At 58.6% G+C, this 26491-nt stretch carries 26 protein-coding genes and 3 pseudogenes; 9 read left to right on the top strand and 20 right to left on the bottom strand.

Annotated elements, in window-relative coordinates:
• Nucleotides 1-144 precede the first annotated feature (144 nt).
• From ABQU90_RS12785 to ABQU90_RS12775, 3 genes and pseudogenes are all read right to left on the bottom strand, one after another.
• Nucleotides 145-723 (bottom strand): anthranilate synthase component II, encoded by a 579-nt coding sequence (locus ABQU90_RS12785; RefSeq protein ID WP_055853244.1) that lies wholly within the window; start codon nucleotides 721-723, stop codon nucleotides 145-147.
• A 604-nt stretch (nucleotides 724-1327) separates the two neighbouring features.
• Nucleotides 1328-2192, bottom strand: a pseudogene (locus ABQU90_RS12780) (IS3 family transposase); the annotation flags it as partial.
• A 73-nt stretch (nucleotides 2193-2265) separates the two neighbouring features.
• Nucleotides 2266-2397 (bottom strand): annotated as a pseudogene (locus ABQU90_RS12775) (transposase); the annotation flags it as partial.
• Nucleotides 2398-2585: 188 nt separating this feature from the next.
• Here ABQU90_RS12775 and ABQU90_RS12770 point away from each other — a divergent pair.
• The 3 genes from ABQU90_RS12770 to ABQU90_RS12760 all read left to right on the top strand — a co-directional run bounded on the left by ABQU90_RS12770 (nucleotide 2586) and on the right by ABQU90_RS12760 (nucleotide 6686).
• Nucleotides 2586-3248 (top strand): imm11 family protein, encoded by a 663-nt coding sequence (locus ABQU90_RS12770; RefSeq protein ID WP_323522819.1) that lies wholly within the window; start codon nucleotides 2586-2588, stop codon nucleotides 3246-3248.
• Nucleotides 3249-4144: 896 nt separating this feature from the next.
• Nucleotides 4145-6127, top strand: a complete 1983-nt coding sequence (locus tag ABQU90_RS12765; RefSeq protein WP_503064304.1) for an XVIPCD domain-containing protein — start codon at nucleotides 4145-4147, stop codon at nucleotides 6125-6127.
• Between the two features lie 100 nt (nucleotides 6128-6227).
• Nucleotides 6228-6686, top strand: a complete 459-nt coding sequence (locus ABQU90_RS12760) for a hypothetical protein (RefSeq protein ID WP_323522817.1) — start codon at nucleotides 6228-6230, stop codon at nucleotides 6684-6686.
• 97 nt (nucleotides 6687-6783) lie between these two features.
• Here the strand turns inward: ABQU90_RS12760 and ABQU90_RS12755 are convergent.
• A pseudogene (locus ABQU90_RS12755) lies at nucleotides 6784-7235 on the bottom strand (DDE-type integrase/transposase/recombinase); the annotation flags it as partial.
• Nucleotides 7236-7662: 427 nt separating this feature from the next.
• Between ABQU90_RS12755 and ABQU90_RS12750 the strand changes: the two are divergent.
• From ABQU90_RS12750 to ABQU90_RS12730, 5 genes are all read left to right on the top strand, one after another.
• A complete protein-coding gene (locus ABQU90_RS12750; protein WP_323522816.1) occupies nucleotides 7663-8505 on the top strand; it encodes a hypothetical protein in 843 nt (280 codons plus the stop codon).
• 125 nt (nucleotides 8506-8630) lie between these two features.
• Entirely contained in the window at nucleotides 8631-9035 is a 405-nt protein-coding gene (locus tag ABQU90_RS12745; protein WP_323522815.1) for a helix-turn-helix transcriptional regulator, read from the top strand.
• Nucleotides 9036-9047: 12 nt separating this feature from the next.
• Nucleotides 9048-9335, top strand: coding sequence for a hypothetical protein (locus ABQU90_RS12740; protein ID WP_323522814.1), 288 nt, complete (start codon nucleotides 9048-9050; stop codon nucleotides 9333-9335).
• A complete protein-coding gene (locus tag ABQU90_RS12735; RefSeq protein WP_323522813.1) occupies nucleotides 9332-10771 on the top strand; it encodes a YfjI family protein in 1440 nt (479 codons plus the stop codon). The genes ABQU90_RS12740 and ABQU90_RS12735 overlap by 4 nt, the downstream gene beginning before the upstream one ends.
• Before the next feature lie 651 nt (nucleotides 10772-11422).
• Nucleotides 11423-12139: a MobA/MobL family protein gene (locus ABQU90_RS12730; RefSeq protein ID WP_323522812.1), complete on the top strand. Its 717-nt coding sequence runs from the start codon at nucleotides 11423-11425 to the stop codon at nucleotides 12137-12139.
• Between the two features lie 361 nt (nucleotides 12140-12500).
• Here the strand turns inward: ABQU90_RS12730 and ABQU90_RS12725 are convergent, their stop codons facing one another.
• Genes ABQU90_RS12725 through ABQU90_RS12710 form a run of 4 tightly spaced genes read right to left on the bottom strand, consistent with a single transcriptional unit; the run spans nucleotide 12501 to nucleotide 14385 of the window.
• Complete coding sequence (locus ABQU90_RS12725) at nucleotides 12501-13133, bottom strand: hypothetical protein (protein WP_323522811.1); 633 nt, start codon at nucleotides 13131-13133, stop codon at nucleotides 12501-12503.
• Nucleotides 13134-13143: 10 nt separating this feature from the next.
• Complete coding sequence (locus tag ABQU90_RS12720; RefSeq protein WP_323522810.1) at nucleotides 13144-13413, bottom strand: hypothetical protein; 270 nt, start codon at nucleotides 13411-13413, stop codon at nucleotides 13144-13146.
• A gap of 2 nt (nucleotides 13414-13415) precedes the next feature.
• On the bottom strand, nucleotides 13416-13634 hold the full coding sequence (locus ABQU90_RS12715) for a hypothetical protein (protein ID WP_323522809.1): 219 nt from the start codon (nucleotides 13632-13634) through the stop codon (nucleotides 13416-13418).
• 25 nt (nucleotides 13635-13659) lie between these two features.
• On the bottom strand, nucleotides 13660-14385 hold the full coding sequence (locus tag ABQU90_RS12710; RefSeq protein ID WP_323538551.1) for a J domain-containing protein: 726 nt from the start codon (nucleotides 14383-14385) through the stop codon (nucleotides 13660-13662).
• A gap of 237 nt (nucleotides 14386-14622) precedes the next feature.
• Here ABQU90_RS12710 and ABQU90_RS12705 point away from each other — a divergent pair, with 237 nt between their 5' ends.
• Nucleotides 14623-14820 carry a helix-turn-helix domain-containing protein gene (locus ABQU90_RS12705; RefSeq protein WP_228318198.1) on the top strand — a complete coding sequence of 66 codons (198 nt, stop codon included), beginning with the start codon at nucleotides 14623-14625 and terminating at the stop codon, nucleotides 14818-14820.
• Nucleotides 14821-14927: 107 nt separating this feature from the next.
• Here the strand turns inward: ABQU90_RS12705 and ABQU90_RS22800 are convergent, their stop codons facing one another.
• The 12 genes from ABQU90_RS22800 to ABQU90_RS12645 all read right to left on the bottom strand — a co-directional run bounded on the left by ABQU90_RS22800 (nucleotide 14928) and on the right by ABQU90_RS12645 (nucleotide 26405).
• Nucleotides 14928-15437, bottom strand: coding sequence for a JAB domain-containing protein (locus ABQU90_RS22800; RefSeq protein WP_407078749.1), 510 nt, complete (start codon nucleotides 15435-15437; stop codon nucleotides 14928-14930).
• Nucleotides 15437-16387 carry a DUF932 domain-containing protein gene (locus tag ABQU90_RS12695; protein ID WP_323522807.1) on the bottom strand — a complete coding sequence of 317 codons (951 nt, stop codon included), beginning with the start codon at nucleotides 16385-16387 and terminating at the stop codon, nucleotides 15437-15439. Before ABQU90_RS12695 ends, ABQU90_RS22800 begins: the two co-directional genes overlap by 1 nt.
• A 356-nt stretch (nucleotides 16388-16743) precedes the next feature.
• A complete protein-coding gene (locus tag ABQU90_RS12690) occupies nucleotides 16744-17706 on the bottom strand; it encodes an IS1595 family transposase (protein ID WP_323522806.1) in 963 nt (320 codons plus the stop codon).
• Nucleotides 17707-17811: 105 nt separating this feature from the next.
• Nucleotides 17812-18528, bottom strand: coding sequence for a 4'-phosphopantetheinyl transferase superfamily protein (locus tag ABQU90_RS12685; RefSeq protein WP_323522805.1), 717 nt, complete (start codon nucleotides 18526-18528; stop codon nucleotides 17812-17814).
• 88 nt (nucleotides 18529-18616) lie between these two features.
• Complete coding sequence (locus tag ABQU90_RS12680) at nucleotides 18617-19600, bottom strand: acyltransferase domain-containing protein (protein ID WP_323522804.1); 984 nt, start codon at nucleotides 19598-19600, stop codon at nucleotides 18617-18619.
• A 46-nt stretch (nucleotides 19601-19646) separates the two neighbouring features.
• Entirely contained in the window at nucleotides 19647-20780 is a 1134-nt protein-coding gene (fabD, locus tag ABQU90_RS12675) for an ACP S-malonyltransferase (protein ID WP_323522803.1), read from the bottom strand.
• Entirely contained in the window at nucleotides 20777-22063 is a 1287-nt protein-coding gene (locus ABQU90_RS12670) for a beta-ketoacyl synthase N-terminal-like domain-containing protein (protein ID WP_323522802.1), read from the bottom strand. Before ABQU90_RS12670 ends, fabD begins: the two co-directional genes overlap by 4 nt.
• The gene (locus ABQU90_RS12665; RefSeq protein ID WP_039412192.1) at nucleotides 22050-22289 is read right to left on the bottom strand and encodes an acyl carrier protein; all 240 of its coding nucleotides are present in this window, start codon (nucleotides 22287-22289) and stop codon (nucleotides 22050-22052) included. Before ABQU90_RS12665 ends, ABQU90_RS12670 begins: the two co-directional genes overlap by 14 nt.
• Nucleotides 22290-22377: 88 nt before the next feature.
• Nucleotides 22378-23163: an enoyl-CoA hydratase/isomerase gene (locus ABQU90_RS12660; protein ID WP_323522801.1), complete on the bottom strand. Its 786-nt coding sequence runs from the start codon at nucleotides 23161-23163 to the stop codon at nucleotides 22378-22380.
• On the bottom strand, nucleotides 23151-24410 hold the full coding sequence (locus tag ABQU90_RS12655) for a hydroxymethylglutaryl-CoA synthase family protein (protein WP_323522800.1): 1260 nt from the start codon (nucleotides 24408-24410) through the stop codon (nucleotides 23151-23153). The genes ABQU90_RS12660 and ABQU90_RS12655 overlap by 13 nt, the downstream gene beginning before the upstream one ends.
• A gap of 1112 nt (nucleotides 24411-25522) precedes the next feature.
• Nucleotides 25523-25726, bottom strand: coding sequence for a hypothetical protein (locus tag ABQU90_RS12650; protein WP_323522799.1), 204 nt, complete (start codon nucleotides 25724-25726; stop codon nucleotides 25523-25525).
• A 241-nt stretch (nucleotides 25727-25967) separates the two neighbouring features.
• On the bottom strand, nucleotides 25968-26405 hold the full coding sequence (locus ABQU90_RS12645) for a lipocalin-like domain-containing protein (RefSeq protein ID WP_323522798.1): 438 nt from the start codon (nucleotides 26403-26405) through the stop codon (nucleotides 25968-25970).
• Nucleotides 26406-26491 lie beyond the last annotated feature (86 nt).

Here is a 26491-nt window from a genome sequence, read left to right as displayed (position 1 = left end):
TGTCTGTGTGCTGCAGCGAAGCCGTCAGCAACCCACTGCGTATTGCGCTGTAGCCACGCGTGGCGGCGCGGTAGTGCCACGCGGATGCATCACTACCCGGACGAGCTGCACCGCCAACGGCAACAGGTGTAGCGCCCATCGCGATCACCGCTCCAGAAAGTTTTTCAGCAGGGCATGACCGTGCTGGGTCAGGATCGACTCGGGATGGAATTGCACGCCTTCCACCGGGAACTGACGGTGGCGCAGGCCCATGATCTCTTCCACCGAGCCATCCGGATTCTCGGTCCAGGCGGTGACTTCCAGCGCATCCGGCAGGGTGGTCTTGTCCACCACCAGCGAGTGATAGCGCGTGGCCTGGTAACTGTCCGGCAGGCCGGCGAACACACCCTTGCCCTCGTGGCGGATCGGCGAGGTCTTGCCATGCATGATGTTGCCGGCGCGGATCACATCGCCGCCATACACCTGGCCGATGCTCTGGTGACCCAGGCACACACCAAGAATGGGCGTGGTCTGGCCAAGCTGCTCAATCAATTGCAACGAGATACCGGCCTCGTTGGGCGTGCACGGGCCGGGCGAGATCACGATGCGCTCGGGCTTGAGCGCAGCGATCTGATCGACGCTCATCGCATCGTTGCGCACCACCGTGACCTCGGCACCCAGCGCCTGCAGGTACTGCACGAGGTTGTAGGTGAAGCTGTCGTAGTTGTCGAGCATGAGCAACATGTCAGGCCTATCTATTTGTTTTTAAAAGGGACAAAGCCCGAAAACACTCACTGATACCCGCTCTGATACCCGCCAATTCGTTTGATACCCGAGCTACTGGGGAGCGAGCAACACAGGATCATATCTTCGCACGGGCTCGCTCGAGCTTTTGGACCCTTGCGCGGCTGCAAGCCTACGAGACTGCCGTGCAAGCCGGTTGACGCCACTGAACGTGAAGTATGGGCTGTGCGCGCAAAACGCCATCTATCACAGCCTCAGGGGTCTGATAGTCGTCGCGCGCCACTATGCTCAGTACAGCGAGACATACGGGCGAGCACAGGGCTACTTGCTCAATTACGTCGCCCAACAAGCCATGGCCGTGTGAGATAACAGATCGGGCCACAAATGAGATGGCTGATAAGACAAAAGCCCTCACGCTGTGCCTGAGCTGTGTCGGGGCCGAAGCCTGAACCACCGCGTGAAGAGCATGGAAGCAGAAACATGACTGCGTCCACGAAGTCCTCGTCCAAGACCCCCGACCTACCCACGCGGCACGGCAAGCCGTGGAGCCCTAAGGAACTTGGAGAACTACTCGACGGCATCAGGCGCGGCATGTCCCGGCTCGAGCGATGCCTTTGCGCTCGGCCCACTCGGCCAAGGCTAATGCGACAACTCCGGGACATTGTCTAGGCGAAGCTTAGCGGGATAGCCGCGCCAGGTCGCGATACGTTCCAACGTGCGGATGACGCGGGCGGTCGGAAGATTGAAGCCCACTTCGATCGCCAAGGCTTCCCGACTGAAATCGTCGATGACATTGAACGTGCGAAAACGCCGACCGTCCCATAACGCATCGGACATGAAGTCGATTGACCATCCGGCATTGGGCCGTTGTCCGCACGCCAGCGGCTGTGGATGGCGCGTCGGGACCCGGCGCCTGCTGCGACGACGTTGATTGAGCTTCATCAGGCAATACACGCGCCACACCCTTTTGTGATTCCACACATGCCCACGACGGCGGATGAGTTGAAACAGCTTTCCAAAACCACGCTCGGGAAAGCGCTCGGCCAATTCGGACAACAGCGTAATGACCTCCTCGTCGCGATCGGGACGGCGCCGATAGTGCGCTGTCGAGCGCGCCACGCCAACGACTGAACAGGCCCGGCGCTCGCTCCAGCCATGCTGCTCGACGAGCCAGGCAAGAAGCGGGCGCTTGTGCGCCGGGTCTACAGCTTTTTTGCGATGACATCCTTTAGTGCATGGTTTTCCATTGCAAGCTCGGCATACATGCGTTTGAACTTGCTGTGCTCGGTCTCCAGGTCGCGAAAGCGCTGCATATCAGCTGCCTCCATGCCACCGTACTTGGACTTCCAGACGTAGTAGGTCGCCTCGGAAATGCCCAGCTCGCGACGGACATCCTTGACCTGGCGGCCGCGCTCGACCCGCTTCAGCGTGGGGACGATCTGGCTCTCGGTGACCTTGCTCTTGCGCATGCTTGGTCTCCTTGGGGCTAGTGTGCCCGGAGACCTCTAACTATGGATGGATCAAGTTTACGGGGAGTCAACACTTGGACTTCCAGACGTAATAGGTCGGCTCGCTGATCCCGTGCTTGCGGCAGGTCTCGCCAACCCTTGCACCGGCCTCGACTTCTTTGAGGATCCGAACCATCTGTTCTTCGGTGAACTTCGACTTCTTCATACAGAGCTCCTTGGGATGGAACTCTACTTCCAAGTGGATCGAGTTAACGAGGACGCTTCAACGGGGCGCCAATGGTGGAGGTCTCCCTAGCGCATGTTCGGCCACCTGCCTTACAGGCATGCCGCCCATTGCCATAGAATCCCTCACACCAAAGGAATCAGCTGCGATCTGCGGCGCACCCGTCCACGATGGAAATCACCATGAACGATGAGGCAGCAATCCCCGTCACTGTCGCGAGCGACTCCCATCTGGGGGAATTTTTTGTCCTCCGGCCAAGCTTCCGAGGCAATGGTCAAAGCGCTGGCTTGAAGATTGCCAATGAAGAATTGCTTCTGCCCCCTGGCATGAACACCATGGATCCTCCCAATGGTGATCCGAGCCAGTATCCGGTGAGGCCACACCTAGTGCAGGTGCCGGGACAGCAAGAGATGCCGCGTGATTTCGAGAAGCTGGCGGGCATCTGGATCGTTTCGGAAGCATTGAAGCAGGTGTTCGACACCTTCGATTCGGAAGGCTTCGCCTTCGCGGCATGCGACTTCACCCTTGCCGACGGCACGCAGGGTCCTCAGTACTACCTCTGCAGCGTGACGCGTTGGCTTGATGCGATTGACGAGAGTGAATCGCGGGTCCAGATCGAGATCGAACACGATTACGAGACCGGGCAAGACCTCAACTTCTACAGCGTATCCGGCGGTGCAAGCCTTGTATTCAAGCGCGAGGTCGTTGGTAACGCCCACATCTTCCGCCAGTCACGCCTAGGAACCGAGGCCATTTGTGACCGCGTTCTGTTCGATGCCTTGAACGCAGCCCAACTTAGCGGCCCTTCGCTGCGAGACGCCGCAGACCTCTGACGCGTCAAACCCTCGATACGGATTTCTGAGCGGGAGTTGCACCGATGGCTGATACACCGGCTTTCCAAGGGCACCATGTCATTGAGCAAGCGGCTTTCAGTGAGAGCCGCTTGCTGCAGTCGCTTTCCAGAAGCGGTCTGTTCGAGCTGCATGGTCCACGCAACATCCTCAATCTTCCTGCGGACCAAGCACTGGCCGCGAGGATGGGTTTGTCGCCTCACCCCGGTGGACCGCTTGGGGCGTACTCAGAGGAACTTGCGAATCGGCTTGAAAGATTGGAACTGTCCCCCGACGGGCAAGCAACGCTGCGCGGCGATCAAGCCGCAGCACAGCGCATCGCGGCTAGAGTCAACGGCCTGACCGACACACTCAAGGTGGGCTTGGTCAATGGCGACCTTGTAAGCAACACGCCGCAGGGCATGACCCCACAGCAGGCGAACGCAAAGATCCGGGCCTTTCATGGCGATCTCGCGGCTTACCAACAAAGTCATGCTGGGCAGATTGCCGATGTGGGGAAGATGGCCGCAGCAGAGGCGCGCTGGGCCGGCGTGACGCGGTCTGAAGGCAATGTCCAACTTGCGTTGGACGCGATCGATCAGCCGGGAACCTCCACCCTCAGTGATAGATGGGGCGGCCGGCAATCACTGGGCGAAGCAGTCGCTGAAGCGAACCAAGCCGGGCGCCTGCCAATCACACAACCGATGGAGGCGCGTCTGCGCCTCACCTTTCCTCAAGAGATGCCACCGATCCTCGCACGGCCACCGACTGCGCCCTGCATGCCCGGCGTCCCAGGCGAAGGCAGCATCGTGGCCGGCGAAGGGCTTGCTGCAGCAGAAGCGGCCGGAGCGCGCGGGCTTTCTGGTGCTCGCGTCGCGGGTGCTGCCGGCGTAGCGCTGATAGCCTACGACTTCGCCGTGACCGGCCATCGCGTGGTCCAGCTAAGTACGCAAGGCAATGACACAGGGGCCGCCTCAGCGGCCACGCACTTCGTCGGCCGCAACGCTGGCGGTATCGCAGGCGGCTTCCTGCTTGGTGCAGGCTATGGTGCCGTCACAGGGTCGTGGACGGGGCCTGGCGCGCTGGCTACTGGCTTGGTTGGCGGCGTGGCGGGCGCCTACCTTGGCGAACGTTGGGCCGAGAAGCAGGACATCAACCGGATCTACACACAGCCAGACCGCAGCGGCAACGAGTGGACGCGCAACCCGGAAGATCCCCAAGGCACCTGGTCACGCAAGGTGAGCGCACCGATGCCAAACGGCGGTTTTCAGGAAACGCGGCTGGTTGCTGCTGGCCGTCTTGCCGACGAGCTGAATTACCGCGCGGCCAACGACTCGTACTCACTCGGGCTGGCAAATCCACCAAAGCCACAGGATCCATACCGCCTGGATGCCAAGAACGAAACGCATCCGCCGCGCGAACCATTTGAAACGGGCCGCGACTACGTGCGCGATGCGCAGACCGGGAAGTGGCAGCTTGAAATCAGGGAAAATATCGACGGCAAGATACCGATCACACATAACGCCCCGATTAGCACCGAGCGTGCGACCGCGTTGGAGAGCCAATCGCAGACGATCATCGCGCAGAACGCCGCCAACACTCCGGAAGCAACAGCGGCCCGCTACCAGATCGCCTACAACCAATTCGGCTGGAATGAGTTCACCAATCGCGAACCGGTGCCGCAGGCCATCACGAACGCGCGGACGCAACCGCAGCCCTTACAGGCTTCTGACGGTAACTCATATATCCGCGACGCCAGGGGCGAATGGACCACGCCCGGCACGTTCTATGGCACCAATGCGGCCACTGGCAACACACGCGAGGAATTGAACCGAACGTGGCAGAGCCAACAGGCCGGGCTTCAAGACATGGCGTCGATGGCGGAGGTCGCCCGCAGCAATCCCACGCCGACGCAGAGCGACTTGCACAGCCAGGTGGCCGGGATGTACGCCCGCGCTGGCATTACGCGCACTGACGCGCAGATCGATGCAGCCACGACGGCAGTTGCACAAGACCATGCACGCGATACGGGCAAGCAGATGCCCTTTTTCCTGCAGCTGCAGAAAGATGGCTCAATCGCCACGGTGGTTGGCCAGAACGACGACCGCATGGAGATCAGGGCGACCACGACGGCAGCAGAGATATCGCAAGCAGAACGCCAGCAGGCCATACCTGTGAATGCCACCTCGCCCAATCCCCCTACGCAGTCGCCTCAGACGCAGCAGCCTGCAGCACCGCCTACGCAAACCGCCTTACCCAACGCGCCGTCGCCGCAGACAGCACCGGGACGTTCATCTGCGCTGGATGATGACCACGTGCAAGGGCGTGCAGCGTCCACGAGCACGACCACAACACAGGTCGCCGCACCGGGAATGCAGATGGGTGCGCGCTCTGTTGCATCGCACGATCCTCGGGAAGACGAGCAGCTGTCTGTGAATCGTCTGAGCGCCGCCGGCCCGAAGCCACAAGATGCGGCATTGGTGGAGCAGCTACGCTCTTCCATCGCAAGGCTCGATGAAAGCGCCAACAAGCCGTGGGATGAGCGCAGCGATCGCATGGTTGCGAGCGCCTACAAAATAGCCGTGGAGGCGGGATTCAAGCCCGGCGACAAGGTGGACGTGGCACTGAACGTCCCGACCGACAAGCTTCCAGGCGGGGTGACGATGTTCGTGATGCGCTCAGGCCCAGGCTCCTCCCCGGATCCTTTCGCCAACCGGGCACATATGCCGACCAGCGAGGCGCTAGCGGCAGCTCCGGAACAGCAATACCTAGCTGCGAGTCAGACCCGCGATACGCAAGAACAGACTCGATTGCAGGAGCTAGCGCAAGCACGTGACCAGACCCAAAACGACCCGAGCAGGACGGGGCCGAGAATGTCATAACCGGGACAGGTAGCTGATTGAATCGAAAGTTAGACTTTGACAACGACAGCCCACATCTGCCGCGCAGGCATCTGTACCGCGTTTTACGCTAGGAGCAACAATGGCAAAGAAATCGGATGCAGCACGAAAAGCGAAGCTCAAGGAGCGTCGCAAGAGAGCTGAAGAAGCGCAGGCGCGACTACTCACAGCCCCAAGTAAGGTTAAAGATTGGATGGCCGCTTTTGATGCCGAGCGCAACATCATTGTTGAACTCATTGGGGAAGATGGAGCTGTTCTTGCCTACGTTGAGGGTGACGATACGGATTCTTGGACAGTCGTAGTGAAAGATGATCCTGTCGCCGGCACTGATGATGAGATGGTTGCACTTGGCTGGCTCGTCGGCGCCGCAGTTGATGACATCGCAGAAGGCAATGCACCCGTGCTGGTCTACTCGCATTGGATTGTTGAGCAAGTTGAGGCGCGCTGCGAGGCTACAAACCTCGAATGGTACGATTTTCTGCGCTCTCTTTTGCCTGCTGAGAAGCAGCACATGCAGCTCCCGCAACAGCGGACAATGTAGCAGCGCCCACATCGTCTCTTGCCCAGTAAGCGAGGGACGGCGCCACGCCTCATGCGATCTTCGACACACCCATTTCTTGCGTCAGCAGCGAACACCGCGCCGAAAAACTCCTTGCCTTTGTCAGCACGGATGACTTGAGGCGAATCGCGACTGTGCACCAATCGGTCCAGCACGCGTGTCATCGTGGCCCGAGATCGCGCGCTCCACGTCGATTGCGACCGCTTCGCGCGTTGCGTCGTCCAGGGTCACAAAACACATCATCACTCGACCTTCGGCGTTGCGGTCGAACACGAAACCCATTGGCCACACTTGGTTAGCCTGCGATGGCCGCAACAGCGGCTGACCGTCGCCCACGGGTACCTTTTTTCGTTTGCGCCGTCGGACCTTCAGCTGCTGCTCGCAATACAACCGCTCCACGCGCTTGTAGTTCACGAGGCGTTCTTTCTGTCGCAATGTGAGATAGCTCATCGCCACGCCTTAGCGGCGATGGCAATGCGCCAACGCAAGGATGCGCGCGCGCAGTTCGACGTTGCGATCTTCGCTCTCGCACGCCGGCTGCTTGAACTGGTCTCAACCGGCTCCGAAGAACGCTCGCGCATGGTGTGATGGCCTGATTCGTTGAGCCCTCGGCAAGGCGCGCGGATTCATGGCGATAGAGTTCCTTGATGTTTCTTGGCTTCAGTGTATGCAGCATCAACATACTTAAATATGCGAATACTTACATACATACATCTCTTTGAGTTCTGATGCTGCTCATCACTGGGTGCCACTCTCTCTCGATGGACCTATCATAGATATGTGACTTCCTCGACTGGTTCTGATGTTCGAAAATGCAGGGGGAAGCCACTTCCCACCCCTCCTAAAAGCCCGAAGCATCCAGACTAAAAATCGAGCAATGAACACAGCACCTGATCGCACTACACCTTTCAATGACAGGCGCCTCCGGCACCTTAAACTCCCGATAGTTGCACTGAGCTTGGGCGAGCAAAGCCGCAGTCAAGGCCGCTATGACAGCAGCGCGACGTTGCCAACTACCACGGCCCTCCTTGAACGTACCTTGGTGCAGATCAAAACGATCTACGAAGAACGTGCTGCTGCAGGAGAGTCCTTCGAAGAGCGCTGGCTATCCGCCACAGAGAATCTCCAGGAATACGGCAACGCCACCAGCTACAGGCATTGGAAGGAGGAGCGTGCGCGACCAGAGGACGAGTTGAAGCTCTTTCTCCTCCCCTTCATCAAGACCCGTAAGGATTCAGCGGCCAGCAGAAAGGAGGGACACGAAAAATGGCTGCGACAGGCAACGCGTGAAGTCACGGACATCGCCATCGGATACTGGGTTGAAGCAAAGAATGCCGCTGATGCCGGCGACGAGACACGGATGCTGCACGCATTGATCGAGTGCCACTACTACATCGGCATCATCAATTCACCGATGACGCACTCCGAAGCAATGAGCGCGCAAGGCAGCAAGCGCGGCTTGCAACAAAGGCAAGCTCTTGAGCAAGCCGCGATTGAGGTGCTCACGTCATGGATGGAAAGCAGACCGAGAGATGCGTCGCCTAACAAGCGCTTCCACAAGGACGCAATGATGGAGCAGGTATCGGAGGAGCTATTGTCTTCCGAACGGTACGCCGCTGTGGTGGCGGACTACGACAAAACCATCAAAGGCCCCCCTGCAGAAGAGGGCGAGCCAGGGCACCGGCTCGCAGGTCCGCTGCTCCGTTGGGCGACCAAGGAAGCCGCTAAGTACCCAGAGCTCAGTAAGGTGGCCGAAAAGGCCTCCCGCCTCCTTTCTGACCCACTACTACAAAAACGATAGACCGTCAAACTCCAGCCTGTTTTTACCATGACAGGATTCAAAAGCAGCTCCAAAGTGCGACCCCTCAGACGGCAATGACGCCGTCTGAGGGACGGGCTCTCAGCCCACAACCACTTGGAGTCAGCATGAACAACATCGCCAACGCACACCGTCACGCCCGTACCCGCATGGCAGAGCCTGCAGCGCGCAGCGCTTCGGCTTCGAGCCTTGATCAGGTCGACCGCGAGTTCCAGGCCATCGTCCTGAAGCATCTCGAACGCATCCTTGCCTCCTTCCGCAGCAATGGTCAATCGAACCAGACAGGCCAGGCTCCTTCACCTCGCGCGGTACGCCTGCCTGAAGTCCTGCAGTTGCTGGGGATCTCGCGCAGCACGCTGTACAACCGCCTCGACGAGTCTTCTCCGCAGTACGACCCTGACATACCCCGCCCTTTCAAGCTGGGCAAGGGCGACCGCGCACCCACGGCTTGGCTGCACCAGGACATCGTCGTTTACATCGAATCCTGCGCCGCTGCGCGCAGCTCGCACTAAGGAGGCCGACCAATGAACGAGATCAACATCAAGTCGGCTGCCGCCAGCGTGCAGACCCAGGCCGAGCGCATCGCGATGTCGCTGCGCACCCTCAAACCCAATCCGAAGCAGCAGAAGGAGGAGCTGTTTGCCCTGCTCTACCCGGTGATCACCGAGCTGATGGACCAGGGCATCACGCAGAAGTCCATCCTCGCCATGCTGTCCAAGAAGGGGTTGAAGCTCCACCCGGCTCGTTTCAAGGAACTGCTGGAGCAGCACGCCAAGGAAACGGTCACCTCGGACGGGGAGGACGCAGCATGATCCGCCGCAACCCCGACAACTTCCCGACCAACGCGCTGTATCCGCTGATCCGCGACGCCGTACTGGAGACCCAGGACAACCTCCAGGCACCGCTCGCGCTGATCGCCAGTTCCTTCGGCACGGTCATGTCTGCGGCGTGCCAAGGCCTGGTTGTGGTGGAGACACCTACCGGCCAGGAGCGTCCCGCGTCGCTGTTCTACGCAACCATCGCCGACTCCGGTGAGCGCAAGACTGCCTGCGACAATCTCGTAGGTGATCCTTTGCTCGAGTACGACATTCGCCTCGCATCCACCTCCGAGAGCGATATCCATACGTACCAAGCAGAGGTGACCTGCTGGAAGGCAAAGCACAAGGTCCTTCAGCGCAAACTTCAGAAGGCAATCGAGGCAGACTCCGATGAGGAGGTAAATTCGATTCGCACTAAGCTGATCGCACTCAACGCCGAGATGCCGCAGAAAATTGAACACGCCCAGCTGATTCACCAGAGCATCACCGAACGCCCACTGATGGAGGCGTTGCGTGGCGAGGGCAAGTCCGTGGTGATTATGAGTTCCGAGGGTGAAATCATCTTGAAGGGAGGTGTCACCAACAAGTTCGGCGTGATCAATGAGGCGTGGGATTGCCCGAAGATCCTCAGCTTCCAGCGCGCCGACGTGAACTATGTTGCACGGCATCCCAACATGACGCTCAGCTTCATGGTGCAGGAGGAGGTGTTCAAGGACTTCATGGACAAGCGTGGCCGGCTCGCGCGCGGCTCCGGTTTCTTGGCTCGGTTCCTGGTCGCTTGGCCGTCTTCAACCATGGGCTTTCGCTACATGACTCTGGATGAGCCAGTGTGGGAGAAGCTGAAGCTCTTCCACACCCGGGTTCGCGAGCTCCTCGAACTACGTTTCCAAGCTCGCTCGACGCCGGTGCGGCTGACCTTTGCCCAAGAGGCAAAGGAGCTCTGGGTAGACCACCAGAATCGTGTTGAGGCAGCCATGCATAAGGACGGGCAGCTCTTCGGTATCCGCGACTTTGCCGCAAAGGCACTGGACAACGCGAGCCGCCTGGCAGCGATCCTGCACTTTTTCTCGGGCCAGGCGGGGACGGAGATCAGTCACGAGACGCTTAAGCGTGCGCTGGCCGTAGTTAACTGGCACATCAACGAAGCACTTCGGATGTTCAGCGGAGACGATATCCCCGAGGATGAGGATGATGCCTACAAACTGACCAATTTCATGCATCGCAAGTACTACTCACGTGGACGGTCAACTGTTCGCCGCAACCTTCTCCGGAAGGAAGGCCCGATCCGCCATCAGGGACGCTTTGAGGCAGCGCTTGACTACCTCCAAGACACCGGCGTGATACGGGTTCGTTATCACAACGAAGAGAGCGGCAGCGGACCGCTCTGGGTTGAGATGCTGCGGAGCTTCTTTGACAAGCCCTCCTTGTAGAGGGGAGCCCCCCTCCAAGAGCCGCCCACTGGGCGGCTTTTTTGTTCATCTAAGACGCTGCACACCATGCACAGTGCCCCAAAAGTAGCGGTGTGCATTGTATGCACGGCCTAGGGCGAGAAGCTTCTGCCGGGGCTAGCACCCAGCCCCTCTCCCCGATGATCTGCGGGCAGCGGAGGCACCGACGATGCAACTTGGTGTCAGGACGCATTCACTGGCGTATCAGCGCTCCAGCACTGCGGCTAGCGCGCGCTGGATCTTGGGGCATCAGGCAGGGCCTTCGACGCTTGCCCGGCGTGTCACCTCCAGATGAGTAACTGTTCCGGTCCGATACTTCTTGCTTCCTCAGCTCTGACGTCCCCAAGGCAGGCGCTGGCTCCCTAGTATCCTGCACTAGCCAACAGCCGCAGGATGTTCGCTCCAAAGATCATTCATACGAAGTCGATGATCGGTATTTTTCTACCGGAAGGGTAACCGTATGTACGGATACACCGCACACACCCCGCACACCCCGATCAGACAACAGCGTACTCGCCTCCATTGAGAGCCTCTGTTGGTCAACCACACATAGGGGAGGAATGAGGAGGCGGACTTAACGTTTCTCAAAATGTGCGCCTGCCCACGCCTTCCTGCGCAACCGGAGTAGCACCAGTGTTCGAGTTCCACGCAGAAATCAAGAAAGGAAACAAAGGCAGCGCCGCCGAGCACTGCCGGTACGATGCCCGCATGGGCAAGTGGGCTGCGCAAGATGACCTACTCGCTTTCGCCTTCGACAACATGCCCGAGTGGAGCCGGGACCATCCATTGACGTTCTGGAAGTACGCTGACGAGTGGGAGCGCAATGGCGGCGCCGCCTATCGAGAGTGGATCATTGCCCTCCCCAACCAGCTGAGCATCGAGACCAACATATCTTTGATGAAGGAGATCGCGCAGGCTGTTGTCGGGCCGCGCCCTTGGCAGGCCGCCCTGCATGGCCCAGAGGCAGAGCTTGGCGGGTGCATCAATCTCCACTGCCATCTAATGTACTCCGATCGCCCTGACGACGGCACCGCACGTCCTGCCGATCGCTATTTCACCCGTTACAACCCAGCCCATCCCGAGCGTGGCGGCTGCAGGAAGCTCAGTGGCGGCAAGACGCCGTTCGAGATGAGCCAGGATCTCGTCGCATCTAGGATGACGATCTCCACGATCATCAATCGGTACCTGGCCGAAGCAGGCCTCTCGTGGCAGGTCGATCACCGCAGTTTCAGAGCACGCGGCATCGACCGCAAGGCCGAGACCCATTTGGGCAAGGCGCAAATCAGGCACATGAGCCAAACGCAACGGGATGAATACGTTGCTAACCGCCAGTCGGCGCACAGCTTGTGAGGCTCAACTGTGCGCCGCGCCTTCATCAACCACTTCGGGCCCGCGACTTTGCTAGCAAGAACTTAAGCTGCAACCGTCGTGGCAGCTCGGAAACGATGCCAGATCATGCTTCACAGCCTAGAGCCTATCCAATTTGCCTGGCGATCTTCTGCTGGCATTGCTACAGCATGTAGAGCCAGAGAGCGCAAGCAAGAATACGCAATGAGGTCGGTTGGCAGAGCCGTTGACACTTTGACTGCGCTTAGTGGCCTCGGACACCAGATCCCCCTCACCTTAGAGCGTCTGCAAAAAAAGAATGGCTCGGCGTCGGTACTACGTAAAGGGAGCAGATGCTCCCTTTACGTAGTGAGGCAGGCAGAGATTAGGGTGATGGCTGCACCTGCAGCCACTTGCCTCCGTGGAAGACGTACAAGCTTTCCTCTTCCGTAGAGGGACAGCAAGCCGGATCATCGGGTCCTGGCACCAGCAACGTCACATGCACGGTGCCGTCCTTCAAGCTCACCTTCTGGGCTGCGACCCCGAAGCCAGCTACCGACGTCGTGCCGGCCAGCTGCAACTGGGAACCCTCCTTGCGTTCAAATGCCGCCAGATAACTGCCCGCACCATTGCCGTTTCCGCTACCCTCTAACGTATAAAGGGCCACCACTTCTGGCTTGCCATCCGCGGTCAGATCGCCTTCGATCACCTTCCGCGCGTCCTTGTACTCGGTCGCTCCGTCAGCCTTCCTCGCCTCTTGGGCGATGGCTGCGTTGATGACCTCAGCGTCCGGGGTGATCTGGACAGCTTCCAGCGCAGGCGCTTTCTCTGACTCAGCTGTTACGCCCTTGGCTGCATCGCACTGGATAGCTTCGGCCTCTACTCGCTTGGTACCCGCGGGCACCTTGCAACCAGCGAGATTGAGCTCGCCGGCTTTTGTTACCTCATCTGCGTTACCACATCCTGTTACGGCTAGCGTGGCTAGCAGGATCATCGTGGACCGGTAAATCTGCTTCATCTTCATTTCCTTATCGCTTCCTGCACTGTTGTGCGGCATCGGCCAATTGATCGATGAAGTCCGGGGGCGGAGAGCCCTCGGACTGAATTGCAACAATTCCTTCTTCCCCGTAATGCGCCTGCAGCTTGTCGAAAGCGCATTCGCAGACAGACTCGCTCCCTCCGCTGCTGGCACAGCTGCCGATGAATTCGCTGCGTGCCTTGTCCGCCTTGCTGCTGCATGCTCCAAGCATCAGCAACGCCGCCAGAGCGGCCGCAACCTTCGCGATATCTCGTGCCATGACTAGGCCCTCCTTTGCACAAGGACCAGCACGCCGCCGATGACGCCAAGCCAAATCAACCCGCTGAGAAGCCCCCCGAACGACGGGAACACAATTGCTGGCCAGACCAGCGCGCGGCCGAGGTTGTAGGCAAAGCCTTTGTAGGCGTATTGCCCCCAATTGGCGAAACAGATTGCAGCAACTACGACCGAGGCTCCGTAGAGCCCAATCAGATATTTCATCTCTTTCCCCCTGTTGTTGTGATGGTTAATGGCCTTGCTGCAGATAGCGGCTTACGGCCTTGAAGAGCGCCTTCAAGTCGCCTTTGTTAGGCATGTTCAGATCGGCGAAGCGCTCGCCATTGATGTAGACGTACTTCCCTTCTGTCGTGATCGCCGACAGGACTCCAAGCAGGCGAATCTCCACTGGTTGGAACACGGCTTTGCATCTGATCTGTGCTTCGGTGATCAGGACACCTTCGCGTGCACCGCCAAAGAGCGTGTCGTCAATCAGCACAACCACATCCTGTGGTTGCAGTCCTTGCCCGTAGGATTCCAGTGCGCCGGCAAGTTTTTTCTGAGGGATACGCGGGGCGATGAAGATCCTCTCAAGCGGTTCACCGTTTAGTGCCAGGCCGTCCAGCGCCTGCACCAACGTCGGTGCATACGACGGCTCCGGCTTGGGCGCGCGGGTGGCGTATGCCGGGCCTGCTGGGCGCGCTGACTTATTTCGCACTTCTTCATCTACGCGTGCACGACTGACCGGATCCCGAAGTGCCGCGTAGGCCTGGTTGACCTCCTGCATCTTCGAGGTCGCCCAGTCCAGCGTCTCCGAATCCGAGTTTGCGTAGCGGTCCGGGTGGTACTGGCTACGTCGGCCCCGATATGCCCGCTCTATCTCTTCTGGCCCGGCATTTGTACGGATCCCGAGTACTTCGTAGTAGCCCTTCCCCAATTTAGATCTCCTGCTTCTCGTCGATTTGAGCGTGCCCATGTGCGTAAGCCCAGGACGGCCGCCTCCCCCTACGACCGACCAGGAAGGCAGACGCCGGCACCACGCAGGGAGGAGCCACTTTTTTCATTCATCCACCCAACTTCTGATCTGCTGCCCAACCGGCTTGACCCTGCCGAAGCCGGCTCCAGCCCAAGCTAGTGCTAATCGTAGTATGTCGAATAGTAGTATTCAAACCCAGACCATCTCGCGATGGCTCGGGCAGTTCACGAAACTCGGTTGGTCACCGTCTTTGCTGGCAACGTCCGGCGATTGAGAAAGGAGCGCGGGCTGTCGCAGGAAGACCTTGCCGAGGCAGCCGGCGTCCACAGGACCTACATCGGTATGCTCGAGCGTGGCGAGAAGAATGTGACGATCTACAACATCGAGCGCATCGCACTGGCGCTCCGGGTTCGCCCCGGGTCACTTCTCGACTGACGGCAATCCTGTGGCCGGCCCTTCAGGGCTCGGCCACTGAACGTGGAACACGAAGAGTCGATGTACGGCGCGCTGTGCCGAGACCGAACCCAGAGCGGATGTCAGCCCTACACCCATCCCCGGGAAGCCATCGAAACCGCCTGGTGTGCCGTGACCACGAAATGGTCCAGCAGCCGGATTTCCACCAACTGCAAGACGGTCTTCAACTGGACAGTGACAGCCCGGTCGGCTGCTGAAGGCTCAGTGTGGCCACTTGGGTGGTTGTGAGCGACGATGACTGCCGCGGCGTTCAAGGCCAGCGCGCGCTGGACGACGATGCGCGGATGCACCTCCGCGCCCTCTACGGACCCGGAAAACAAACGCTCTACGCCGATAAGCCGGTGCTGGCTATCAAGAAACGCAATCTCGAAGTGCTCGCAAATTTCACCGCCCAACCGCAGCCGGAAGAAGGCGCCGCACTTGGAGACATCACCAAGTCGCGGCCCTGGCTCACAGGCACGCTGTTCGAGGATGCGCAAGGCCAGTGCAACGATCCTGTCATTCCGTGCCCGGGCGACTTCCTGAGATGATGCAGGCTCGCCGCTAGACGGCGTAGATGTGCGTGATCCGGCCCGCATCACGCCACCATCCCCAACACTTCTTCCCATGCGCGTTGCTTGATCTGGGCGCCCTGCCCGAACCAGGCTGCGTCACGGCGATGGTCATCGCTTCGAGCACGCCGATGATGATCAACGTGTTCGGTGATGGCATTGAGCAAGCCCCAGGCCGTTGTTCGGCTGGAAGCAAGCTGGGATCCTCGCCCATCGCCCTTGTACAGCGCGCGCACTTTAGCCACAGCCTGTTCATTGACCACCTGTACTGCGTTGGGAGCCGTACATGTCAACACACGACGCAACAGTGCATCTGAAGAGTCCGGCTCAACAGGGAATTCGCACAGTGCTTTCATACGCTCTACGAAACCATCCCAGGCTGAAACCGTAATGCCGAGCTGGCGCTTCACGAGGTCTGGGTCGAAGTGACTGCGGTGCGGCACCTTGATTGCACCACCGTTGCCCAGTGCAACTGCCAGGGTGTTGTTGCAGACGACGCGGATGGAAGTGAATTGAGCCGTCGTGGCCAGTGTTCCGTCGCACGCAGTCGCCAATAGGAGATAGCCATTCACTCTATCTCGCCCCCGAAGCACGGTACTTTGACCGGTCCGAGCCAGCGCCCAGAACTTGCGTCCCTCGCGCAGGACGCCAGCTGTCTCAAGCTCGAAGCCGCTGCTTGCCGTCAGGTCGCGATAGAACTCCAGGATCTCCCCTGGCTGGACGACCTGGAAGCGCTTTGAGACCACCGCCAAGGGCGCTTTGGTGTCCGAACGATAAAGGACCTTGTTTCCAGGGAACGCATTGATAGCTCCAACGTTCTGGTTGCCGGCGATGTATCGAACCTCGGACTCCTCGATCTTCCAATCCATCCCGGCCTGCTGCTTCCATCTTTCGATGGACTGCTGCCGAGCAAGTTGGTTCCCAAGGCCATGCCACGGTTTCGTGCCTACATAGGCCATTGATTCAAGCAAGTGCATTGTCGTTTCCGAATAGTTGAGGGGCATAAAAATGCACAAGGCCCGGACAAGCCGGGCCTTGTGGAGATATGACGTTAGTTGTGCTGATCAGTGATCGAAGAAATCACTGCAGTTAGGGCAAGTAGACGCTACCGTGCATTTGACGATACCCGCCATGACGGCTGTCGCAACGACCATGATGCAGTAGATCAACTCGACCTTGGTCTTCATCATCACGTGTGCATCCCAAGCTGGCACTGCAATGCGGAGCGCCGGACGCGAGGCAGGACACCCTGCTTCGTTTAGGTAATATGGGTCTGAGAATAATTTTGTTGCTGCACATGCAGTTCAAAAGACAACCTGATTAGCCCTGACTCTCAGCCATGAAAATTGCTCGCTGCACGCAGCACCAGTTCTGGACAGGGTGTGGACTGCATCATGGCTGTAGCAAGTCGTGGCAGCATGTCGCGCAAGCGGAATCGGCGATTAAAACGATAAGCCGCTTCTCCCAGGTAACGCCTTGCGTATTTGCCTTGCGCGACAGCGTGATACACCCCACTGATGGCGCGCTTGAGATTGCCCAGCACCACGTTGACCCAACGGGCACCGGCGGCTTCGGTCGCAGCACGACCACCACCGGTGTCCAGCGTGGTGTGCGCGTGGCCTGCCTCTTCCAGGCGGCGGAAGCAAGCCAATCCGTCGGTATAGACCTCGCAGTCGGGCGCCAGGCGACGGGCAATCCAGTCCTGCAGCGAGATGTTGTCGAAGCTGCGCACCGGCTCGATCACCACAAAGCGTGGTGCGGTGAAGGTGGCATCGGTCTGCACCGCAATCAGAAACGGCTGCTTGTTCTCCGATCCGCGTCCGGCCTTGCCGCCGTTGCGCTCACCGCCAAGATAGGCATCGTCGATCTGCACGAAACCAGTCAGTTTGCGCATGGCTTCACGCTCGGCCATGACCTGCATGATCTTGTGCTTCATCCGCCAGGCGCTTTTGTAATTGATACCCAGATGGCGCATCAGCTCCAGCGCGGCCATGTTGGTTTTGGTCGAGGTCAACAGGTGCAAGGCCAGCATCCAGGTGCGCAGCGGCAGCTTGGTGCCTTGGAACATCGTGCCAGCGATCAGGCTGGTCTGGTGCCGGCACGCGCTGCATTGGTAGTAGATGGCACCGCCACGCTTGAAGCGCGACCGCGCCCGTTCGGTGCAGGCAGGGCAACGAAAGCCTTGCGGCCAGCGCCACTTGTAAAGCGCGCGATAGCACTTGGCTTCGGTGCCGTAGAACGCGAAGAACTCAGGCATCGACAATCCTGCTTGGAACTGCACGGCATTGATGCTCATCACGCTACCTCATTGGCTTCCGGTGACAGCAGCATCCACAAGGCCCGACGCAGATCCTGCGACTGGCGGCTGAAGATCAGGGCTAATCAGGATAATCCATAAAAGCTAAAATTTAGGCAACGCAGATACGCGTGTCAGTCGGTAGGAACACGGTACTTCCTTTAAAAATGGCACTATCGATGTCATCGATAGTTTCGGCGGATCCGTTCCTAGATTCTCCGCACACACGGCGACCACATGTTCATCATCTGGCCACAGCTGCCATAGATACCAGCGAGAAGATTGATCCGACCATATTGGATCGAACTTTAATTCTATCAATCCTTCTTTTTTTAAATCGAAATCAACGGCTTCTAGAGGGATATAGGTACCCAGCCCACGCGCCTTTACATATGCCTCTTTGAGCGTCCAATGCTCGTAAAATCTTTGATTTTTCTCATCTCCTGGCAAAGATAATATGCTGGATATTTCCGAACTCGAGAAACTACTTTTTAGCACTCCCAAAGGAGCCAAACGTGAAGATATACTTTCCGTATCTACACCAATATCAATTCCACGCGTAACAGCGATAATTATTAAATTACCACCGTGCGTTATATTGAACGAAATATCAGCAGCGAGCGAGTGTGGACTACTAATACTTGGCTTTCCATATTGAGATAACGCAAAAACCCAATCTTCTGGTGCTACCGGTGCGTACTTCGAAAGCACAATCCGCACTAGCGCACGCGTTACAAGATAACGGCATCGATCACGGTCAAAATACATTCGCATTTCTTGCGCACGCTCTGTTTCACTGAGCAACTTTCGATACTCGCTCATAAGTGATTCATCGATTTGCGAAGGCGTAGCGCACCATAGCTCAATTGCCCGTCGCCGGTCGTCAATCCGAGATACCCGTCGCATGATTTCATCTCACACGTGAAGCAGCGAACGCGCTGTGTGCAGTGAATCGAGAGATTACATGAGCAAGCCGTTCGAGGTCATTGCCTTGAATCGTCAATATCGTATGAGTACGTGAGGTGGCGCTGGGTATCGCGTATTTTACAAACGTGGCAAGCGTTCCAGACGGCCCCACATCTATATAGTCGTGATGACCGGAAAGTTCCATTTGCTCAATCGCTTTTCCAAAATAGATGGGCTCGCGCACTGCGGCGACAAAATGTGCATGGCTCATTGGCTTAGCAAGGTCCCCGCTTGCGCAACACACTACCGGCATATTCCCTTCGCGCACTTCCATCTTATCTAGCGCGGCCTTAAGTGGCAATTCAGCAGCACGGACATGGCGCGAGTGATAAGCAAACTCAACAGGTAGCCTTTGAAATGTGAGCTGACGTTTGCGCAGGATCTGTTCGACCTCAACTGCACCTGCCAGCGTCGCAGCAACTACAAAATGCCCGTCAAAATTTAGCGCCGCGAGTTCGGCATGTCGCCCTAGCTTCGCATCATCGAACACGCTTGCTTCCGCAAAAATAGCGATCATAGTACCAGGCGCGCAGCTCGCCTCGAGCGCCTGTGCGTGGCGGATGACTGCCGCGAGCGCGTCGCGTGCATCGATGCATCCCGCCACTGCTGCCGCTGCGAAGGTGCCGAGGCTCGCGCCGAGAGTCGCATCGGGTTCAACCCCCGCAGCGATCAACGTGCGCGCGAGCGAGTATTCGGTCATGTAGATCGCCGGATGGCTCAGCAGCGTGCGATCAAACGGCTGAGTCCGAGCGTGGTTGCGATGGTAAAGCGTTGCCAGAATCGACTCACCGGCCAGTTCGCTTGCGACGTCATCGAGCAAATCCATCCACTCGCGGAATACCGGGTTCCGTTCGTAAAGTGGGCGCGCCATTTGAAACGACTGCGAACCTTGTCCGGAAAACAAAAATGTGACGCGTGATTTGGACACCTGGATGCTTCCCGAAAAACGACGACGGATTGATCAAGACAAGCATTCAAGCGGCGGTAAGATCGTCGAGATCGAAGTAGCCGTGATAACCGTTCATATAGACTGCTGCACGATGTTTGAACAGCAGCATCGCCTCCGTCCGCGTAGTCAAGTCCCTGTAATCTGGCAACCGCGAAGTTACACGCGTGCCGACAGCATAGCGGCGGTTCCATTCTGCAACTTTATCCTCAGCAGTCCGCGATTCTGTCGAAGCCGTACGACCGGACGCGTCACCAATTGCGCCCCTATCCGTCGCGATGGCGGGCGCAGCCACGCCCTGCGGTGTTTGCTGCCGGATTGCATCCACCAAACGTGACAGCACGTCGCCGTGCCCTAATTCTTCGAATTCAACGCTCTCACCGCAGCGCTCGGCGATGCCAAGCAGATACTGGACACCCTCGGACCAGCGCACAGCGCTGTCGATCTGGTTTGCGAGGCACTCGTCGATGCCGGACAGCTCGTACGGACGCGCGGATACGTTTGAGATCACAGGCACTTGCGGCGCGTTCAGACGGAACGACTTCAAGAAGCGCGCGAACTCTTCGCGTGCCGGACGCATGAAAGACGAGTGAAACGCGCCGCTTGTGTTGAGCGGGTAGTAACGCATCGGATTCTGGCTGAACAGCGCTTGCGCCTTCGCGATCTCGTCGGCAGCGCCCGAGATCACTATCTGCGACGGCGTGTTATAGTTCGCGATGCTCACCTTTGTCAGCTGGTTCTCGGAGAGAATCCTCTCGATGGTCGGCTTATCTGCATTGACGATTGCGGCCATCGCGCCATTCGACACGCGCGCCATCAACTCGCCGCGATACTGGACAAGCTTCAGTCCGGTCAAAAAATCGAAGCATCCGGCCGCGAGCAGCGCATTGAACTCGCCGAGACTGTGGCCTATCAGGAAGTTCGGGGCGCTGGCGCCATCCTCGATTCGCGCGTAATAAGAAAGTGCGTTTACGACATATAAAGCTGGCTGCGTGAAGCGCGTCCGCTTCAGCTCACCGCGCGGATCGTCGACGCACAGGCTGCGAAGCGAATAGCCTAGCACCTCGCTCGCTTCGTCAGCTAGGTGGACGAACCGATCGAACAGCTCGCGACCCATACCTTTAGCTTGCGAGCCCTGGCCCGGAAACATGAATACTTTCATAGCGCTTGCTCCTGGAAAGAGTTAATGGCGGCGACGTCGTGGCGACTCACACACACAGCAGTATTGATGCCTCCGAAACCGAAACTGAGATTCAGCGCGTGTCGGATAGCGTGCGATATCGGCTTCTGCCGCACCCAATTTAAATCTGGCGCAATCGGGCAATCGAGATTGCGCGTCGGATGCAGGCGTCCAGCGCGCATCTGCAACAGCACGGCAACCAGCTCGACTGCGCCGGAGGCGGTCAGGCTGTGTCCAGTGACTGACTTAGTGGCGTTCAGATAAGCATGCGCAAGCCCGCACTCGCGTAGCGCCTGCAGTTCAATGACGTCTCCGACCAGCGAGCCGCTGCCGTGCGGATTCACGTAGTCGATGTCGCGCGCATCGAGGCCGGCACACGCGAGGGCGCCACGGATCGTGGCGATCTCCCCGTCAAGCGACGGATCGGGATTGCGGTTCGCGTCGAGCGAGAGACTCCAGCCGGCGATGCGCGCATAAGGCGTCACACCGTCGCGGTGCCGCGCGCCATCGCGCTCGATCACGAGCGCCGCGCACGCCTCGCCGTAGATGAAGCCGTCGCGGTCGGCATCGAACGGCCGACTCGCGCGCGCCGGCTGCATAGCGTAACGGTCGGACCCCATCGCGCCGAGCGAGCGGAACCCCTGGCATTCCCAGTACGACAGGTCCATCAACGCGCCGAGCGCAATGCAGACATCAACACGTCCGGACAGTACCGCGTCGATCGCCTGCACCACCGCCATCTGGCCGCTTGCGGAGGCAGCCCCCACCGTCTGCGCGAAACCACGAATGCCGAACATTTCCGAGCACAGTCCGCACAGATCGGTGTCCATGAACGACATCGCATAGGTCGGACGCAGGAACGGGACGCGTTCGCGATAGGCGTCCTGCAGCAGCACGAGTTCGCGCTGCTGCACGTTGGACCCGCCAACCACGAGGCCGACCCGTTCCGGTGCGACGTCGTCGAGGCGTGCGTCGCACCATGCCTCATGCAGCGCCGCGAGCGCCGCCTGCGCGGACAACGACGCAGTACGCAACGGGCCGCGCGGGATGGTCTCCGGAATCATCAGTTCGCCGATTTCGGCACCGAGGAATCGGGTGCCCTGGGTCTTGCCGTCCAGTAACCACTGCCGCCCAGGCCGACGCATCACATCGAAGCTGTGGCGTCCCTGGAACAGTGCATCGGCGAACGCCGTGCTGCCCTGACCTATCGCCGACACCACGCCGACGCCGCTGATGATTGGGGCATGTGATTCACCCATTTGCATGGATGATATCCGCAATTTCGCCGATGTTCTGCGCGCCGGCCATGTCGACGAGCGGGATATTCAGTGACAGCGATTCGAGCGTCATCATGATGATGTCCGCCCGGTCGATCGAATTGGCGCCGATTTCGCGCAGCGAATCACCCGGCGTGAAAACGTGATTTTCCAGCCCGGGAACGACGTCGCGCACGTGGCGGATAATCACTTCCAGAATATGTTGCTGACTCATGGCTCTTCTCTCGTGTTGGTTGAAGTATCGGTGATCGAAGCATGCGTTGATGCACCAGATCGGGCGCGCGGCCGCCGTGCATCCGGCGTCAGTCGCGTTCCCACGGCAGCCTGCCGGCGTTTACGAAGCGCGAGATGCCGTCCAGGTTGGCCGCGTCGCCGAACACCTCGACATTGGCGGCAAGCGCCGGCGCACGGGATTTAGCGAGGCTGTCGTCGAGCGACGCCGCGTAACGCTTGTAGCGGACGATCGCGTCCTTTTGCAGATGCCGCAAGCGCAGCAAATGCCGGCGCAGCAGATTGTCACTGTTCGCATCGCAGACGTCGACGAGCCCCCAGTCGCGTGCTTGCCGGGCGTCGACGGGCTGTGTCGTCAGCGTCATGTAGTGCGCCTTCGCAAATCCTACCCGACGGATCAGAAACGGCAGCACGCAGGCCGGCATCAAACCGAACAGCAGCTCGGAGAGACTGAAGCTCGCAGTTGGCGCTGCGAGCACGACGTTGCAGGCGGCGGCGAATCCGACACCGCCCGCGTTCGCACGTCCCTGCACATGCGCGATGCTGATATAGGGGCCGTCCGCGAGCCGCCGCCACAGATCGTAGAGCGGCGCCGGATCCGGCGCCGCCGGCGGTGCGCCGCCTGCACGCCGCGCGTCCAGCTGCGCGAAATCCATCCCGACGCAAAATGCGTCGGGCAGCCCCTCAAGCACGACGATCCGCGCCGTCGCCTCGAAGCGATCGAGCACGTCCGCCATTTCGCCGACCAGATGCGCATCGATCGCATTGCCGGTATCCGGCCGATCGATCTGCATCCGGCAGACGCCATCGTCCAGCCGGACGCGCAGGTTGGGCCATGTTCCGTTCAACTGACCCATTCGTATTCCCGATGAAAATCGCGAATTGCCTTCAGGAACAGCGTCGGCCTGGCATGCACGCCGCGCGCCTGCGTGATGAAGCTGGCGTCCGAGTCGAGATTCCGGGTGCCGAAGCGAATCTCGCGGCTGTGCTCCAGCAGCGTGTCGTATTGCGCCATCGTCAGGTCGTAGCGCCGGTCGAGGCTTTCGCCAATCTCAAGCGCCGCAAGATGGCGTGCGCCCTCTTGCGTCGCAACGCCGCTGAAGAATTCGGAGCAGCAACCGGAGCCGTACGAAAACACGCCGACGCGCTGTGGTTCCACGAAATCGCCATGTCGGATCGTGCTCGCGAGCGACAATGCGGCGGTCGCGCCCATGATGTTGCCGACGCGCTGACAGTCCGCAAGGCCCGGCGCCACGCGCCGCTCGAAGTCCGCCTCGATTGCAGGCGGTTTCGCCATCGCCAGCTTGCGCATCATCGTCCGATGCGCGCCCTTGACCATGCCCCCGAACGGTGTATGGAACGCCAGGTACTCAAAGGTCGTCGCGAAATCCGCGTCGGCGACGCGCTCGCGGTAGTTGAGGAACGCATTCTCGCAGCAGCTCAGATATGAGAGCAGCGACAAGTCGGCGTTGCCGGCATCGGTGTCCGACGCCGGACGGCAGGTGTCCATCACCTCGAAACCGTAATAGCCATTGGCACCGGCATCGATCTGAAACACGTGCGGCTGATCGCTGACCAGCATCGCAACCGCGCCGGAGCCACCGCTCGGCTCGGAGAACGACCAGTCTGCCGACAGCGCGTCGCTACCCTCCTCGACCATGAAGCGCGACACGTCGGTCGCAAGCACCAGTGCCTTGCCACCGGGGCACGTCTGCGAGAGCACGAAGTTGACCGCCATCTGCAGACCGGCCATGCCCGAATAGCAGGCGCCCTTGATCTCGAACATCCGGCAATGACGGCTGAGTCCGAGCAGATCGTGGCAATACGTGCTCATCGACTTGCTGAAGTCGAAACCCGATTCGGTACAGGTAATCACCATACGGATCTGGTCGCGCTCGCGCTGCGCCAGCGCATCGACGATGGGCTTCGCCGCGTTGACGGCGAACGTCACAGGATCTTCGTACGGCAACGCGACGGTCTTCTCTTTCATGAGCAAATTCTCAAAGCGCCGCATGTCGAGACCGCGATGCCGGGCCAGCGTCGCCACGTTCAGACGGGCAACACCCGCATACAAATTCATTGCTTCGATTCCGACCATATCCATTTTTATCTCAAATTAGACGGCGCGTCCTTCGGGGCGAATGCGATGCAGATTCCGATGCGCCAGGGCAATACATGCCTTACCACTCTTACCTTGGCGCCAGTCAAGCCTTTGCCATACAGCACCCGCTCCGCCAACGACCATACATCGCATCTCAACTTGCACAACACGCTCTAGCAAATAGCAAAAGTACGACCCAATGTTCGGCGAAAGCGGTGCAAAAAAAATCCAGGAAAAATCCCAGATACAACGAAGGATGCCCAAATTTTTCACAAAAAGCTCTTTATCTGCGCACTAATTTAGCTGACCGGCTGATCACTATATTTATATATTTTACTAGCCATTTTAATATCTTATCTGCTGCTTAAAAAATTACCTGATTAGCCCTGACCCTCAGCTGGATGTTTGTTGCAGTCCTGCAAATCGCTTCGTTTTCCTAATGTTTTCCGTGATGTCCGCTCTCGGCGCCGTTGACGCTAGGAGCCGGTCCGAAGTTCTTTCAGCCAGGACCCCATCGTGGCCTTGCATTGGGCGGGTTTAGCGATAAACGCGGAGGTGCTGCAGCTGAAGGTCAGGGCTAATCAGGAAAAATTATGCTAGCGCTACGCTTGCAGGGGATGACAATAAAAGCGTGATCGCCTTTTATCATATACGCAAATAAAGCAGCAGTAAAAACTGCCGGATACCCTGGCAGACCTGTTAAGACAATTAAGATATTTTTTTCTAACGTAGGCCGCACAAGCATGTGCGCTAAGTGGCTATGACTTTGCGTTAACGGTCTACATGAAATAGTTCGCTGAATAATTAATTTATAAATAATTTTACACAACTATTCATACACGAAAATACCGACCTAATAATCGAACAGCGCGCGGTTAATTCGATAATTCGTCGACGTCACGGTATATTGTCGCTTTGTCGCGCCCGGCACGCTGGGTTTTGTTGTGAAGCGCACCCGCATCGGCGTACGACCCAATGGCCTCCGATGATCTGAAGCTCGAGACCAAAGCCGCCTACGTGATCGGCCTGGATCTGCACGCAGCAATATTTTGCATAGATTAAAAAGACGGTGATCCAGGCGCTTGATCGCAAGGATCGTATGCTACCGCTACCGCTCAGGTACGCTGAAAGCTACTGATTCGACTACAAGCGTAGAAGCATACTCCCCTGTCCGCTTCGCTCAATACCTGCACCGATGAATTATTGGGCAAGGCCACCGCGCGCCACACCAGCAGTTCGTAGGCTGCCTCCAAGATATGCTCGACACTCAGTTCAGCCTTCGCCAGATCCATCTCATATTCGACAACGTCAGCGGTCATAAGACACCCCTGGTGCAGGCGCTCATGGCCAAGCATTGCACTGCCTGATCCAGCAAAGCCAAGGTCGCAATACCGCGAGACCGATTGCCATGAACACAGCAATTGCTACCCGAAGCAGGCCATCGATAGCGGCTATAGCGGGTGGAGCGGGATGCCAGAAGATTCTCAATCCACCACCGTCTAGGTATGACTCAAACGGACCGCAACAGGCGGGTCCGGTTGAAGGAAGAGACAGGCACCGTCACGCGAGCCGCCACCACACAAGCTTAAGAACCAACTCGTGGCCACACGAAAGAATTGGTGGCGTTGACAGAACCAGATGATCATTATTCTCGAACTTGTAGTATCGGATTTGGTCCGTGCCGATCATGTTGGGCCGACTGGACAGCGCGACGCGATGCGCTACCTGGTTAGCGGCGACATCAATTTCATAGATCCCCGCATAGGCGTCGAACCAATCAGATGTAATATGGAACTCGGCATCCATCCTCATACTTTTTTCGTCGGATGCAACCAGATGTCTCGGCATTCGGCACAGAGTTGCGGACACATGCCCCGTTGGGGTGTAGATGAGCCGGCCCATCGGTTCTTCACCAAAGGGAAGTGACTCCTCTCCAGATGTGCTCCGTGCGACATATGAAATAAGTGACCAAACGCCTTCAAGTGGAGGCTTTTTCATCAACGAATTCTCTTGAGCTGAATGCATGAATAACCTCGTTGCCTGGAGCGTTTATGAATTCCAAAGGGGTCGACTGCATCGCCGTG

Origin of the sequence: Xanthomonas sp. WHRI 10207 (assembly GCF_040202975.1) — a bacterium.
Classification (GTDB): domain Bacteria; phylum Pseudomonadota; class Gammaproteobacteria; order Xanthomonadales; family Xanthomonadaceae; genus Xanthomonas.
Note: the sequence above shows the minus strand (reverse complement) of the source record. Positions and strands in the feature narration are given on the sequence as shown.